This is a genomic window from Acidovorax sp. KPB24-07, from assembly GCF_057543315.1.
Map to the genome: position 1 here is coordinate 1 of NZ_BAAJYS010000103.1, position 12,307 is coordinate 12,307.

The 12,307-nt window shown below is 68.4% G+C and carries 9 protein-coding genes, 2 pseudogenes and 2 riboswitches; of the genes and pseudogenes, 8 read left to right on the forward strand and 3 right to left on the reverse strand.

Annotated features, from left to right (window positions below; genetic code table 11):
• Both AC27IQ_RS12625 and AC27IQ_RS12630 read right to left on the reverse strand, forming a co-directional pair.
• Nucleotides 1-352, reverse strand: a pseudogene (locus tag AC27IQ_RS12625) (EamA family transporter); the annotation flags it as partial.
• Nucleotides 353-362: 10 nt separating this feature from the next.
• The gene (locus tag AC27IQ_RS12630; RefSeq protein WP_272563733.1) at nucleotides 363-1,145 is read right to left on the reverse strand and encodes an SDR family oxidoreductase; all 783 of its coding nucleotides are present in this window, start codon (nucleotides 1,143-1,145) and stop codon (nucleotides 363-365) included.
• A gap of 139 nt (nucleotides 1,146-1,284) precedes the next feature.
• Between AC27IQ_RS12630 and AC27IQ_RS12635 the strand changes: the two genes are divergently transcribed.
• On the forward strand, nucleotides 1,285-2,991 hold the full coding sequence (locus tag AC27IQ_RS12635) for an electron transfer flavoprotein-ubiquinone oxidoreductase (RefSeq protein WP_487089670.1): 1,707 nt from the start codon (nucleotides 1,285-1,287) through the stop codon (nucleotides 2,989-2,991).
• Between the two features lie 194 nt (nucleotides 2,992-3,185).
• Nucleotides 3,186-3,788 (forward strand): lipocalin family protein, encoded by a 603-nt coding sequence (locus AC27IQ_RS12640; RefSeq protein WP_284430885.1) that lies wholly within the window; start codon nucleotides 3,186-3,188, stop codon nucleotides 3,786-3,788.
• Nucleotides 3,789-3,923: 135 nt separating this feature from the next.
• Here the strand turns inward: AC27IQ_RS12640 and AC27IQ_RS12645 are convergent, their stop codons facing one another.
• Nucleotides 3,924-4,382 (reverse strand): Lrp/AsnC family transcriptional regulator, encoded by a 459-nt coding sequence (locus tag AC27IQ_RS12645; RefSeq protein WP_272563736.1) that lies wholly within the window; start codon nucleotides 4,380-4,382, stop codon nucleotides 3,924-3,926.
• Between the two features lie 280 nt (nucleotides 4,383-4,662).
• A riboswitch (glycine riboswitch) is annotated at nucleotides 4,663-4,750 on the forward strand.
• A 23-nt stretch (nucleotides 4,751-4,773) separates the two neighbouring features.
• A riboswitch (glycine riboswitch) is annotated at nucleotides 4,774-4,887 on the forward strand.
• A 47-nt stretch (nucleotides 4,888-4,934) separates the two neighbouring features.
• Here AC27IQ_RS12645 and gcvT point away from each other — a divergent pair.
• From gcvT to AC27IQ_RS12675, 6 genes and pseudogenes are all read left to right on the forward strand, one after another.
• Nucleotides 4,935-6,070 (forward strand): annotated as a pseudogene (gcvT, locus tag AC27IQ_RS12650) (glycine cleavage system aminomethyltransferase GcvT).
• Nucleotides 6,071-6,150: 80 nt separating this feature from the next.
• Entirely contained in the window at nucleotides 6,151-6,525 is a 375-nt protein-coding gene (gene gcvH / locus AC27IQ_RS12655) for a glycine cleavage system protein GcvH (RefSeq protein ID WP_284426881.1), read from the forward strand.
• A 43-nt stretch (nucleotides 6,526-6,568) separates the two neighbouring features.
• Nucleotides 6,569-9,487 (forward strand): aminomethyl-transferring glycine dehydrogenase, encoded by a 2,919-nt coding sequence (gene gcvP / locus AC27IQ_RS12660; protein ID WP_487089671.1) that lies wholly within the window; start codon nucleotides 6,569-6,571, stop codon nucleotides 9,485-9,487.
• A gap of 173 nt (nucleotides 9,488-9,660) precedes the next feature.
• On the forward strand, nucleotides 9,661-10,008 hold the full coding sequence (locus tag AC27IQ_RS12665) for an FKBP-type peptidyl-prolyl cis-trans isomerase (RefSeq protein ID WP_442867280.1): 348 nt from the start codon (nucleotides 9,661-9,663) through the stop codon (nucleotides 10,006-10,008).
• A 22-nt stretch (nucleotides 10,009-10,030) separates the two neighbouring features.
• Nucleotides 10,031-11,050 carry a MerR family transcriptional regulator gene (locus AC27IQ_RS12670; protein ID WP_487089672.1) on the forward strand — a complete coding sequence of 340 codons (1,020 nt, stop codon included), beginning with the start codon at nucleotides 10,031-10,033 and terminating at the stop codon, nucleotides 11,048-11,050.
• Nucleotides 11,051-11,132: 82 nt separating this feature from the next.
• Nucleotides 11,133-12,307 (forward strand): MFS transporter (locus AC27IQ_RS12675; protein WP_487089673.1); only part of this gene is annotated, 1,175 nt, incomplete at its 3' end.

The following is a 12,307-nucleotide window of genomic DNA, read 5'->3' on the forward strand; positions in this document are numbered from 1 at the left end:
CCTTCGGCTTGCCCAGCAGCATGACCCACACCGGGATGGTGCCGATGATGAGGGCCGGCACCTCCACCCCCCGCATCGCGGATCGCCAGCACCAGCAGCAGGTAGTAGCCAGTGAATCCCAGCACGCTCAGGCCCAGGGCGCCCCGGCCTGGCGGGCGGTGGGCCAGCGCACCGCTCGGCGCGTGCCGGGGCGCAGGCCCCAGAGCAGCATGCCCACGGCCATGGCGCCGTAGGCCACGAAACGGCCAGCGGTGAGGTCCACCGACGCGAACCCGGCCGCCATGCGCGGCGCGACGAACACCAGCCCCCAGAGCGCGCCCGCGGCGAGCCCTGCCAGGATTCCAGTCAGCATCGGCCGGCGGTCAGACCGCGAAACCGTCGTCGGCGGCGATCACCGCGCCGTTCACGAAGTGGCTCTGGTCGCTGGCCAGCATCACGATGAGCGCATCCAGGTCCTTGGGCTGTCCCACGCGCTTGCGCGGCAGCATGTCCAGGAGCTTGCGGCCCTGCTCGGTCTGCCAGTGGTGGTGGTTGATCTCGGTGTCGATGTAGCCCGGGCACAGGGCGTTGACCGTGATGCCGAAGCGGCCCCATTCGAGCGCCATGGCACGCGTCATGTGCACCACGGCCGCCTTGCTCATGCAGTAGGCACCGATCTGCGGCAGCACCTTGAGGCCGGCCATCGAGGCGATGTTGATGATGCGCCCGCCGGTGAAGCTGCCCGGCGCCGCCCCGCGCGAGCGCGCCAGCATGCGCTTGCCGACCTCCTGAGCCACGAAGAAGGCGCCCTTCACGTTGGTGTCGAAGATGAAGTCGAAATCCTCGGGTTCCACGTCCTGCAGGCGCTGGGTGGTGGAGACGCCCGAGTTGTTGACCAGGATGTCGATGGAGCCCATCTCCGTCTCGGCGTGGGCCACGGCCGCCTTGATGGAGTCGTGGTCGGTCACGTCCAGCTCGATCACATGGGCGTCGCCGCCCTCGCCTTCGATGCGCGCGCGCAGCTCCTTGAGCTTTTCCACGCGCCGGCTGGCCAGCACCACGCCGGCCCCTGCGGCGGCCAGCGTGCGGGCGAACTGCGCGCCGAGCCCGCTCGATGCCCCGGTCACGAAGGCGACGCGCCCTTCCAAATCGATGCTGTAAGCCATGGGATGTCTCTCTTGTCAGAAAATAGAACGATCGTTCGATTGTCGGTTTTCCGTGAATACAATCTGTCCGACCGACGGACTGCGCGCAGGCCAGTCGCCCGCGGCGGATCACCCATTATCAAACCACCACGAGACACCCATGACCCCAGAAGAAATCCTCGCCCAACACGGCCCCCGCGAAGCCATGGAGTACGACGTGGTGGTCGTCGGCGGCGGCCCCGGCGGCCTGGCCACCGCCATCCGGCTCAAGCAGCTCGCCACCGAAAAAGGCCAGGACATCTCGGTCGTGGTGCTGGAAAAGGGCTCCGAGACCGGCGCGCACATCCTGTCGGGCGCCATCATGGACCCGAAGGCGCTGACCGAGCTGATCCCCAACTGGAAGGAACTGGGCGCGCCGCTCAACCAGCCCGTCACCGACGACGCCATGATCTTCCTGGGCGAAAAGTCGTCCTGGCGCACCCCCAATTTCCTGCTGCCGCAGTGCTTTCAGAACCACGGCAACTACATCGTGAGCCTGGGAAACGTGGTGCGCTGGCTCACCACCCAGGCCGAGAACCTGGGCGTGGAGATCTTCCCCGGCTTTCCGGCCGCCGAAGTGCTCTACAACGAAGACGGCTCGGTCAAGGGCGTGGCCACCGGCAACCTGGGCGTGAGCAAGGAAGGCGAGCCCACCGCCGACTTCCAGCTGGGCATGGAACTGCACGCCAAGTACACGATCTTCGCCGAGGGCGCGCGCGGCCACCTGGGCCGCCAGCTCATCAGCCGCTTCAAGCTGGACCAGGGGCGCGACCCGCAGGCCTACGGCATCGGCGTGAAGGAACTGTGGGAAATCGACCCCAAGCGCCACCAGCCCGGCTTCGTCATGCACACGGCCGGCTGGCCCATGGACAGCGACACCTACGGCGGCGCGTTCCTCTACCACGCCGAGGACAACAAGGTCACGCTGGGCTTCATCACCGGGCTGGACTACTCCAACCCCTACCTGAGCCCTTTCGAGGAATTCCAGCGCTGGAAGACGCACCCCAACATCCGCTACTACCTGGAAGGCGACGAGGCCAAGGGCATCAAGCCGGCCAAGCGCATCGGTTACGGCGCACGCGCCATCACGGCCGGCGGCCTGCTGTCGCTGCCCAAGACGGTGTTCCCGGGCGGCGCGCTGGTGGGCTGCGAGGCGGGCTACCTCAACGTGAGCCGCATCAAGGGCAGCCACGCGGCCATCAAGACCGGCATGCTGGCGGCTGAAGCGGCCTACGACGCGGTGCAGGCGGGACGCCAGCACGACGAACTCACGGCCTACCCCGAGGCGTTCGAAAAGAGCTGGCTCTACGCGGAGCTGAACAAGGCGCGCAACTTCAAGGCGTGGTTCAAGAAGGGCCTGGCCACCGCCACACTCATGAACGGCATCGAGCAGTTCGTGCTCAAGGGCAACATTCCCTGGACGCTGCATCGCGACAAGCCCGACCACGCCTACCTGAAGCCCGCGGCCGAGTGCAAGCCCATCGTGTACCCCAAGCACGACGGCAAGCTCACCTTCGACCGGCTGTCCAGCGTGTTCATCAGCAACACCAACCATGCCGAGAACCAGCCGGCACACCTGACGCTCAAGGACCCGAGCGTGCCGGTCAATATCAACCTCGCCAAGTACGCCGGCCCCGAGGCGCGCTACTGCCCCGCCGCCGTGTACGAGTTCGTGCCCGACGAGGCCAAGGGGGGCAATGCCCAGCGGCTGCAGATCAACGCGCAGAACTGCGTGCACTGCAAGACCTGCGACATCAAGGATCCGACGCAGAACATCGTCTGGGTCACGCCCGAAGGGGGCGGCGGCCCGAACTACTCCGGCATGTGAAGCCTCCCCCGCCCTCGCCAGGGCGACCCGAAGGGCCTGCGTTGCAGGCCCTTTTTTCGTGGCGATTCCGACGGCCTTTGCAGGAACGCGCCTACAGGACCCTCCTGACCCGCGGGCGAGACTGTCTGGCCTTTCCGCGCCGCGCACTGCAGCGCAGTATCAAGAACCACCACGCCATCGAAGCAGGAGACCCCATGGCCCGTTCCCCCGCCCCACGCTACCGCACCCACCGTCGCCCGCTCTGGCCCCTGGCCTTGGGCGCAGCCGCCGTGGGGGCAGCGCTGGCATTCTCGGCCAGCGCATCCGTGCGGGCCCCGCGGGGCATCGAGGTGGTGGAGGATTTCAACGTGGACCGCTATGCCGGGCACTGGTACGAGCTGGCCCGCATCGACCACCGTTTCGAAAAGGGCCTGGTCCAGACCAGCGCCCACTACAGCCGGGGCCCGGACGGATCGGTGCAGGTGCTCAACCGCGGGTTCGATCCGGCCCGCAAGCGCTGGCGCGAATCGCGCGGCCGGGCGGTGTTCATCGGCCGCCCCGACCAAGCATCGCTCAAGGTGTCGTTCTTCGGCCCCTTCTACGGCGGCTACCACGTGGTGGCGCTGGACGAGGACTACCGCTGGGCCATGGTCGTGGGCGCGAGCCTCGACTACCTGTGGATCCTGTCGCGCACCCCCACCCTGCCCCGCGGCGTGCGCCCCCGCCTGCTGGCCCAGGCACGCGCGATGGGCGTGGACATGGACCGCATCGTCTGGGTGCCGCAGGACGAGGACGGTGCTGTGCGCATCGCAGCCTGACGCGGCACAGCGCCAACGTCGCACCCCATTGCTCCCGAATTAATAGCATCCAAGGCAATAAGATCTAGGGCAATCGGCACTTTTCAGCACAAACCGCTTGCCTTGGCCCGTCCGAGCCCCCCGGCACCTCCACGGTCACTGCGCGAACAAAGGCAGGTCGGCCCGCTTGAGCGTGCGCAGCACGAAGCTCGACCGGCTGTGGCGAATGCCCTTGATCTTGTAGAGCTTCTCGCGCAGCAGCCGCTCGTAATCGCGCGTGTCCTTGACCACCACGCGCAGCAGGTAGTCGTAATCGCCCGACACCAGGTGCGCCTCGATGACCTCGGGAATGCTGGCCAGGGTTTCGCCGAACTTCTCCAGCGTGTTGTCCGAATGGCTGTCGAGCGTGACCTGAACCAGCACCGTGTCGTTCAGATCGAGCGCCTTGGGGTTCAGGCGCACGGTGTAGCCCTCGATCACGCCCGCCTCCTCCATCTTCTTGATGCGGCCCCAGCAGGGCGACGGGCTCAGGCCCACGGCGTTGCCGATCTCCTGCAGGCTGGCGCGGGCGTCGGCCTGCAGGACGGAGAGGATTTTTCTGTCGAGGCGGTCCATGCACTGCATTGTTCTCCCAATTCACATATTTCAGAAGAATTTTCTGCAAATCTGGCATTTTTGAAGAAATTCAGAAAATCCATCCAGTGCCCGCACCGCATACTTCATCGATCAAGGCGCCCTTACCGGGGCGCACGAAACAGGCAGGGCCCCGGCGGATTACCGTTCGCCGGGGCGCTTGGCTTTCGAAAGCATGGCCTTCTGGATACACGGCAAGCCCCCGCGCACACCGCGGTCGGATCGCCCGGCGCGCACCGGCGCTGCAGTTAGAATCCGCCCGGTCAGGAGAGAGCGCCGCCCCGTCACCGGGATTGCCGGCGCCGCCGAAGGCGCAGGGTGACCCCGAACGCTCAGGCAAAAGGACTGGCAAAACGCCCGCAGGGATGCGGGCGTTCCCCTTGCTGGAGAGAGGTCCGCCGCGTGCGCGGGCCCACCGAAGGAGCAAGCCCCGCGCCGCCTTGGCACGTGGGTGAATCTCTCAGGTAAAGCGGACAGCGGGGCAAAGGCGTGGCCATGGGGCCGCGTTCCCATTTGCCCTTGCTGGAGATTGCCATGTCCGCCGCCGACGCCGCCCTGCTCACCACCCCGCTGAATGCCCTGCACCTCGAACTCGGGGCCCGCATGGTGACGTTCGCCGGCTATTCCATGCCCGTGCAGTACCCCGCCGGCCTGATGGCGGAGCATCTGCACACGCGCCAGGCCGCCGGCCTGTTCGACGTGTCGCACATGGGCCAGTTGCGTCTGGTGGGCAGCGATGCCGCGGCCGCCTTCGAATCCCTCATTCCCGTGGACGTGATCGACCTGCCCGTGGGCAAGCAGCGCTACGGCCTGCTGCTGAACGACGAGGGCGGCATCATCGACGACCTGATGTTCATCAAACAGGGCGAGGGCGACATCTTCGTGATCGTGAACGGCGCCTGCAAGGCCGGCGACATCGCCCACATCCAGGCCCGCATCGGCCAGCGCTGCGAGGTCGTCCCCATGCCCGACCATGCGCTGCTGGCGCTGCAGGGCCCGCAGGCCGTCGCGGCGCTGTCGCGGCTGGCGCCCGGCATCGAGCAGCTCGTCTTCATGACCGGCGGGCGCTACGATATCGCGGGCTGCGAGGCCTTCGTCACCCGCAGCGGGTACACGGGCGAGGACGGGTTCGAGATCTCGGTGCCCGCATCGCAGGCCGAAGCGCTGGCGCGCGCCCTGCTGGCGCAGCCCGAGGTGAAGCCGATCGGCCTGGGCGCGCGCAACTCGCTGCGCCTGGAGGCGGGCTTGTGCCTGTACGGCAACGACATCGACACCACCACCACGCCCCCCGAAGCCGGCCTGAACTGGGCCATCCAGAAGGTGCGCCGCACGGGCGGTGCGCGGGCCGGCGGCTTTCCCGGCGCTGCCAAGGTGCTGGCGCAGATCGACGACCCGGCCACCCTGGCGCGCAAGCCGCGGTGGGCCTCACGGCGCTGGAGCGCGTGCCCGTGCGCGAACACACCCCGCTGCAAAGCGCCGAGGGCGAGGCCCTCGGCGAGGTCACCAGCGGCCTGCTGGGGCCGAGCGTGAACCAGCCCATCGCCATGGCCTACGTGCCCCCGGCGCTGGCCGCCATCGGCACCCGCGTGCAGGCCATCGTGCGCGGCAAGCCGGTGCCCATGCAGGTGTGCGCGATGCCTTTCGTGGCGCCCCGCTACTACCGCGGCTGAAACGGGCAGCCGGGGCCACCGCCAAGGCGGCGGCCACCGCTACATTCCAGATTCCTTTTCTTCATTTTTCAGGAGCCCCCATGACCGTTCAATACTCCCGCGATCACGAGTGGATCGACGCCGCCGATGCCAACGCCGCCGTGGTCGGCATCACTGTCCATGCCCAGGATGCCCTGGGCGACGTGGTGTTCGTGGACCTGCCCGAAGTCGGCAAGACCTTCTCGCAGGGCGAAGTGGCCGGCGTGGTCGAGTCCGTCAAAGCCGCCGCCGATGTGTACATGCCCGTCTCGGGCGAGGTGGTGGAAGTGAACGAGGCGCTGCGCGCCGACCCCTCGCTCGCCAACTCCGATCCCTTGAACGCCGGCTGGTTCTTCAAGGTCAAGCTGTCCGAGCCGGCCCAGTTGTCCGGCCTGATGGACGAAACGGCTTACACCGATTTCGCCAAGAACGCCTGAGCCTTTTCCTTCCCCTTTCTTTTTCCGTCCACGGTCCTCTTCCATGCTGATGCAATCCGCCCTGCCGCTTGGCGCGCTTGAAAACGCCACCGAGTTCCTGCCCCGCCACATCGGCATCGACGGGGCGGACGAACAGCACATGCTCTCCGCCATCGGCGAGGCCTCGCGCCGCGCGCTGGTGGACGGCATCGTGCCGCGCTCCATCGCACGCAGCCGGGCCATGGACCTGCCGCCCGCCACGACGGAAGCCGCGGCACTGGCCGAGCTGAAGGCCATCGCCGCACAGAACCAGGTGCTGCGCAGCTTCATCGGCCAGGGCTACCACGGCACGCACACGCCCGGCGTCATCCTGCGCAACATCCTGGAGAACCCCGCCTGGTACACGGCCTACACGCCGTACCAGGCCGAGATCTCGCAGGGCCGCATGGAGGCGCTGGTCAACTTCCAGACCATGGTGTGCGACCTCACGGCCATGCCCATCGCCAACGCCTCCATGCTGGACGAGGCGACCGCGGCGGCCGAGGCCATGACGCTGGCCAAGCGCTCGGTCAAATCGAAAAGCACGCGCTTCATCGTGGCCGGCGACGCGCACCCGCAGACCATCGAGGTGATCCAGACGCGCGCCGCGCCGCTGGGCATCGAGGTGGTGCTGGCCAATTCGCTGGCCGAGTGGAATGACGCGCTGGACGGCGACTACTTCGCCGTGCTGGCGCAGTACCCCGCCACCAGCGGCCGCATCGACGACCTGGCGGCCGATGCCGCCAAGGCGCATGCCAAGGGCGCGGCCTTCATCGCCGCGGCCGACCTGCTGGCCCTCACCCTCATCACGCCGCCCGGCGAATGGGGCGCGGACATCGTGGTGGGCACCACGCAGCGCTTCGGCATGCCCATGGGCGCGGGCGGCCCGCACGCCGCCTTCATGGCCTGCCGCGACGAGTACAAGCGCTCCCTGCCCGGCCGCCTGGTCGGCGTGAGCGTGGACGTGCACGGCAAGCCCGCCTACCGCCTGGCGCTGCAGACGCGCGAGCAGCACATCCGCCGCGAAAAGGCCACCTCCAACATCTGCACGGCCCAGGTGCTGCCTGCCGTGGTGGCCAGCATGTACGCCGTCTACCACGGGCCCCAGGGCCTGATGCGCATCGCCCAGCGCGTGGCCGCCTACACCGCCATCCTGGCCAAGGGGCTGGAGCAACTGGGTGCGCCGCTGCGCCCGCAGGCCGCCTTCGACACGCTGTCGCTGCACACCGAAGGCGCAACGCAAGCCATTGCGGCCCGCGCCGTCTCGCTGGGCGCCAACCTGCGCGTCTATTTCGAGAACTACCTGTGCATCTCGCTGGACGAGACCACCACGCGTGCCGACATCGAGCTGCTGTGGAAGGTGTTCGCCCGGGACGGCCAGGCGCTGCCCACTTTCGCCGCCTTCGAAAAGGGCGTGGAGCCGCTGATCCCCACGGGGCTGCGCCGCACCAGCGCCTTCCTCACGCACCCGGTGTTCAACACCCACCATTCCGAGACCGGCATGCTGCGCTACATCCGCCAGCTGTCCGACAAGGACCTGGCGCTGGACCGCAGCATGATCCCGCTGGGCAGCTGCACCATGAAGCTGAACGCGACCAGCGAGATGATCCCCATCACCTGGCCCGAATTCGCGAATGTGCACCCCTTCGCCCCGGCCGACCAGCAGCGGGGCTACCGCCTGCTCGACGAGCAACTGCGCGCCTGGCTGTGCGAGGCCACGGGCTACGCCGGCATCAGCCTGCAGCCCAACGCGGGCTCGCAGGGCGAATACGCCGGCCTGCTGGCCATCAAGGCCTACCACGCGGCCCAGGGCGAGGGCCACCGCAACATCTGCCTGATCCCCAGCAGCGCGCACGGCACCAACCCCGCCAGCGCCCAGATGGTGGGCATGCATGTGGTGGTGACGGCCTGCGATGCCAACGGCAACGTGGACCTGGCCGACCTGCGCGCCAAGTGCGAGCAGCACAGCGCGCACCTGGCCTGCGTGATGATCACCTACCCCAGCACGCACGGCGTGTTCGAGACGCAGGTGAAGGAACTGTGCGCGCTCGTGCACCAGCACGGCGGGCGCGTGTACGTGGACGGCGCCAACATGAACGCCCTGGTGGGCGTGGCCGCCCCCGGCGAATTCGGCGGCGACGTGAGCCACCTGAACCTGCACAAGACCTTCTGCATCCCGCACGGCGGCGGCGGCCCCGGCGTCGGCCCCGTGTGCGTGGTGGCCGACCTGGTGCCCTACCTGCCGGGCCACCGCACCGCGGCCGCGCAAGGCGCCCTGGGTGCCGACGCGAACGCTGCCAACGGCGTGGGCGCGGTCAGCTCCGCCCCGCTGGGCAATGCCGCCGTGCTGCCGATCAGCTGGATGTACATCCGCATGATGGGCGCCGAGGGCCTGCAGGCCGCGACCGAGACGGCCATCCTGTCGGCCAACTACATCAGCGCGCGCCTGAAAGACCACTACCCCACGCTGTACGCGAGCGCCAACGGCCACGTGGCCCACGAATGCATCCTGGATCTGCGGGGCCTGAAGGAAACCAGCGGCGTGATGGCCGAGGACGTGGCCAAGCGTCTGATCGACTACGGCTTCCATGCGCCCACGCTGTCGTTCCCGGTGCCCAACACGCTGATGGTGGAGCCCACCGAAAGCGAAACGCTGTCCGAGCTGGACCGCTTCATCGACGCGATGATCGCCATCCGCGAGGAGATCCGCCAGATCGAATCTGGCGCCTGGCCGCAGGACGACAACCCGCTCAAGCACGCGCCCCACACGGCCGAGAGCCTGCTCGCCCCGGAATGGACGCGGCCCTACGCCCGCGAGACCGCGGCCTTTCCGGTGGACGCCTTGCGCCGCAGCAAGTACTGGTCGCCGGTCGGCCGCGTGGACAACGTCTGGGGCGATCGCAACCTGTCGTGCAGCTGCATTCCGGTGAGCGACTACGCGTGACGGCGAGGGGTGCGCCGGCCGCGCCATGGGCCCGGCCGGCCTGGCCCTCAACATGGGGTGACAGGGCCGCGGGCAGACTCTTTAAGATCGCGGGCTACCTTTTTTCAGGAGATGCTTTCGTGCGAAATTCCTTGTGCGCCCTGCTTGCCGGGCTTGTGATCGTTCCCGCCGCCATGGCGCAGACCGCCCCCGTCACCCTGCCCAGCGGGCTGGTGTACGAGTCGCTGAAAGAAGGCACCGGCACCTCGCCCAAGGCCACGGACACCGTCAAGGTGCACTACAAGGGCACGCTGCCGGACGGCAAGGAGTTCGACAGCTCCTACAAGCGCGGCGAACCCACCGAGTTTCCGCTCAACCGCGTCATTCCCTGCTGGACCGAAGGCGTGCAGCGCATGAAGCCGGGCGGCAAGGCCAAGCTGACCTGCCCGCCGGCCATCGCCTACGGCGAGCGCGGCGCGGGCGGCGTCATTCCCCCCAACGCCACGCTGAACTTCGAAATCGAACTGATCTCGGTCCGCTGACCCGTCCGAGGGCCCGACACCAATGCTGCTCCAGGTCGGCGAGCTGGCCCGGCGCACCGGCCTCACGGTGCGCACGCTGCACCATTACGACGAGGTGGGTTTGCTCAAGCCCTCGGGCCGGTCCGAGGCGGGTTACCGCCTCTACAGCCCGTCCGACGTGCAGCGGCTGCACGGCATCCAGACGCTGCGACAGATGGGCCTGCCGCTCAGCGACATCGCGGCCCTGCTGGCGGGCGAAGGCATGGCGCCCGAGCAGATCATCGGGCAGCAGATCCGCGCGCTGGACCAGCAGATCGCGCAGGCCACCGAGCTGCGCGGCCGCCTGTCGCTGCTGCGCGACGGGCTGGAGGCCGGCGCCGAGCCCGACATGGGCGACTGGCTGCAGGCGCTGGCGCTCATGGCCACCTACGGCAAATACTTCAGCGCGGCCGAGCTCAAGCACATCTTCTCCCATTGGCACCGCATCGAAGCGGACTGGCTGGTCGTCAGGGACCAGGTGCGCCAGGCCATGGACGAGGGCCTGCCGATCGATGCGCCCGCAGTCCAGGCGCTGGCCTACCGATGGATGGCGCTGATGCTGCACTGGATGGACGGCGACATGGACCTGCTGGAACGCTGGGGCCACATGTTCCGCACCGAGCCCAGCACCCAGGGCCGCAACCATGCGCCGCCGGGCGACATGATCCGGTACATCGAAGGCGCCATCCAGTTGCGCATGGACCTGCTGCTGCGCTACCTGGACCGTGACGACCTGCGCCGGCTGGGCCAGGTACACCACACGCAATGGCAGCACCTGGAACAGGAAGTGCAGCAGTTGCTGGACCAGGGCATTCCCCCGGGCCATCCGCGCGCGCGGGCGGCCGCCGCGCATTGGGACACCCTGTTCGGCACCCTTTGCCGCAACGACGCCGGGCTGCGCGCCAAGCTGATGCGCGCATCGGCCAGCGAGCCCCTGCTGCGCGCCGGCTCTCCCTTGAGCGAGCCCGTGCGCAACTACCTGCACGCCGTGCCGCGCCTGCCGGCCGCCGCGCCATCGCCCTGAAAAAAATGGCTTGACCCTCACGCTACGTGAGGCTTCACAGTCGGCCCCCATCGCTGCCCCTGCGCAGCCAACGGACCGACCCATGACCCCTTCGCCCCAACACCCGCGCGCCGCATTGCTGCAGGACTCCAACTTCCGCTGGATGGTCAGCGGCACGGCCCTCACCCTGCTGGGCGACCAGTTCACGCTCATCGCCCTGCCCTGGCTCGTGCTGCAGATGACCGGCGACACGCTGGTGCTCGGAACGGTGCTGGCCCTCATGAGCGTGCCGCGCGCGCTGTTCATCCTGATCGGCGGCGCCCTGGTGGACCGCCACTCGCCCAAGCAGGTGCTGATGCGCACCAAATACGCCAACCTGGCCTTGCTGGGCCTGCTCAGCGGGCTGGTGCTGACGGGTGCGCTCACGCTGTGGATGGTCTATGCACTGTCGCTGGCCATCGGCCTGGCCACCGCCTTCAGCATCCCGGCCGGCACGGCCATGCTGCCGCACGTGGTGCCGCGCACGCAGTTGCAGGCGGCCAACGGCATCAGCATGGGCCTGCGGCAGCTCACGATGTTCCTGGGGCCGCTGCTGGCCGGGCTGCTGATCGCCCTGTTCGGCGACGGCAGCCGTGCGGACGGCGCCGGCACGATGGTCAACGCGACGGGCATCGGCATTGCCTTCGGACTCGATGCGCTCAGCTTCGGCGTGTCGGCCTGGACGCTGTCGAAAGTGCGCCTGCTGGCCACGGCGCCAGCCACCTCCACCAATCCCAACCGCCCCGCCGGACAGGGCACCGCCCCGCCCGCGGTGCTGGCTTCGGTGGCGCAGGGCCTGGCGCACTTCTGGCGCGACCGCGAATTGCGCACCTGCTTTCTCTACTGGAGCGCCGTGGCGGTGCTCATCATGGGGCCGCTGCACATCGCCATGCCGGTGCTGGCGAGCAGCCTGCCCCACCTGGGCGCCGCCGCGTTCGGCGCGCTGGTGGGCGCCCACGGTGCCGGCACGCTCGCGGGCATGGTGGCCTCGGGCATGCTGCCGCGCCTGCGCTGGGGCAGCCTGGGGATGACGCTGCTGGCATTCGACGCCACCATCGGCCTGCTGTTCATGCCCATGGGCGTGATCGGCGCCCTCTGGCAAGGGGTTGCGCTCATGCTGGCCATCCGGCCTGCTGGGCTGGCTTCATGCAGGTGCGCATCTTCACGGTGGGATCCAGCAGTCGGGTGCCGCCAGCCACTCATCGGCCGGGCGATGGCGCTGTTCATGTTCATCTTCAT

What these genes read in the sequence shown, in the direction of transcription:
- gcvH (WP_284426881.1), top strand. Translation starts at nt 6,151, where the DNA reads ATGACCGTTCAATACTCCCGCGATCACGAGTGGATCGACGCCGCCGAT.
- AC27IQ_RS12665 (WP_442867280.1), top strand. Translation starts at nt 9,661, where the DNA reads ATGGCGCAGACCGCCCCCGTCACCCTGCCCAGCGGGCTGGTGTACGAG.
- AC27IQ_RS12630 (WP_272563733.1), bottom strand. Translation starts at nt 1,145, where the DNA reads ATGGCTTACAGCATCGATTTGGAAGGGCGCGTCGCCTTCGTGACCGGG.
- AC27IQ_RS12645 (WP_272563736.1), bottom strand. Translation starts at nt 4,382, where the DNA reads ATGGACCGCCTCGACAGAAAAATCCTCTCCGTCCTGCAGGCCGACGCC.
- AC27IQ_RS12640 (WP_284430885.1), top strand. Translation starts at nt 3,186, where the DNA reads ATGGCCCGTTCCCCCGCCCCACGCTACCGCACCCACCGTCGCCCGCTC.
- gcvP (WP_487089671.1), top strand. Translation starts at nt 6,569, where the DNA reads ATGCTGATGCAATCCGCCCTGCCGCTTGGCGCGCTTGAAAACGCCACC.
- AC27IQ_RS12670 (WP_487089672.1), top strand. Translation starts at nt 10,031, where the DNA reads ATGCTGCTCCAGGTCGGCGAGCTGGCCCGGCGCACCGGCCTCACGGTG.
- AC27IQ_RS12635 (WP_487089670.1), top strand. Translation starts at nt 1,285, where the DNA reads ATGACCCCAGAAGAAATCCTCGCCCAACACGGCCCCCGCGAAGCCATG.